The organism is Candidatus Protofrankia californiensis (assembly GCF_900634765.1).
GTDB classification, from domain to species: Bacteria; Actinomycetota; Actinomycetes; order Frankiales; family Frankiaceae; genus Protofrankia; species Protofrankia californiensis.
The window spans coordinates 1-1,753 of record NZ_CAAAFT010000431.1 but is presented as its reverse complement, the minus strand read 5'-3'; the positions used below and the strand labels follow the sequence as shown (position 1 = coordinate 1,753).

At 64.7% G+C, this 1,753-nt stretch carries 2 protein-coding genes; both read left to right on the top strand.

What is annotated here, in order from left to right; translation table 11 throughout:
- The coding region (gene ccrA / locus DD1DGNOD_RS22230) for a crotonyl-CoA carboxylase/reductase (RefSeq protein ID WP_131770978.1) at positions 1–1,165 on the top strand (1,165 nt) is incomplete at its 5' end.
- A 140-nt stretch (positions 1,166–1,305) separates the two neighbouring features.
- A partial coding sequence (locus DD1DGNOD_RS22225) for a lipocalin-like domain-containing protein (RefSeq protein ID WP_131770976.1) occupies positions 1,306–1,753 on the top strand: 448 nt, incomplete at its 3' end.

The following is a 1,753-nucleotide window of genomic DNA, read 5'->3' as shown; positions in this document are numbered from 1 at the left end:
GGTCGCCACTCCCGAACTCGGCCCGGGCGAGGCGCTGGTCGCGGTCATGGCCTCCGCGATCAACTACAACACCGTGTGGACGTCGATCTTCGAGCCGCTCCCGACGTTCGGTTTCCTGGAGCGCTACGGCCGGCTTTCCCCGCTCGGCAGGCGACACGACCTGCCGTATCACGTGGTCGGTTCTGATCTCGCCGGGGTGGTGCTGCAAACCGGCCCCGCGGTGCACGCCTGGTCGCCCGGCGACGAGGTGGTGGCCCACTGCCTGTCGGTCGAGCTGGAGCGTCCCGAGGGCCACGACGACACGATGCTCGACCCCGAGCAGCGCATCTGGGGCTTTGAGACGAACTTCGGGGGGCTGGCCGAGCTCGCCCTGGTCAAGACGAACCAGCTCATGCCGAAGCCCGCGCATCTGAGCTGGGAGGAGGCTGCCGCCCCCGGCCTGGTGAACTCCACCGCCTACCGCCAGCTGGTGTCGCGCAACGGCGCGAACATGAAGCAGGGTGACGTGGTACTGATCTGGGGCGCCAGCGGCGGGCTCGGTTCCTACGCCACGCAGATGGCCCTCAACGGCGGCGCGATCCCGGTCTGCGTCGTGTCCTCCGCCCGCAAGGCCGAGATCGTGCGCCGCATGGGCGCCGAGCTGGTGATCGACCGGACCGAGGAGGACTACCGCTTCTGGAAGGACGAGCACACCCAGGACCCGAAGGAGTGGCAGCGTCTCGGCAAGAAGATCCGGGAACTCACCGGCGGCGAGGACCCCGACATCGTCTTCGAACATCCCGGACGGGAGACCTTCGGCGCCTCCGTCTACGTCGCCCGGCGCGGCGGGACGATCGTGACCTGCGCCTCCACGAGCGGCTTCATGCACTCCTACGACAACCGCTACCTGTGGATGAACCTCAAGCGCGTGGTGGGGTCGCATTTCGCGAACTACCGCGAGGCGTGGGAGGCCAACCGGCTGATCGCCAAGGGGCTGGTCCATCCGACCGTCTCCCGGGTGTACCCGCTGGCCGAGACCGGGCAAGCCGCCTACGACGTCCACCGCAACCTCCACCAGGGCAAGGTCGGGGTGCTCTGCCTTGCCCCCGAGGAGGGCCTCGGGGTCCGTGACCAGGCGATGCGTGAGCGTCATCTGGAAGCGATCAACCGATTCCGCGGGGTATGATCAAGCGTTTTCGGGGGTTCCAAGGGGATAATGAGTCCGGAAATGGAAAAGGCTCAGTGCATATCTTGACGAACTGCTGTCGACCTCGGACTGACAGGTCAACAAGAATCTAAGCCAACCCCCACGGAGATTTCGTCCTCATGAGCGGCGCAACCAGTTCGGATCCTGCGGGCCACCTCGATGCACATGGTCCCTTGCTAAACACCCTGGCCGGAGCGTGGCAGCCTATCTCGTTCATCGTCGCTGACCGCAGCGGAAACATTCTCGGCATGCCCATGGGCGCCCAGCCGAGCGGCCTGCTGATCTACACGGTAGACGGCCACATGTCCGTACATCTGCGCGACCCGCGGCGTCACACCTCGAGCGCATCCGTCCCCGAATTCGCACATGGATCGCATGTCGACGCCGAATCGATCGCCATGAACAACCCTTACATTGGATACTGCGGAACCTATCACCTATCTGGCGATCAAGTCATCCATCATGTGCAGGCGGCATCTGTTCCCGAATGGATTGGAGAGAAGCAGGTTCGCGATTTCGCACTGAGAAGGGATGTGTTAACGTTGTGTTGTCCGGCGAGGCATGACG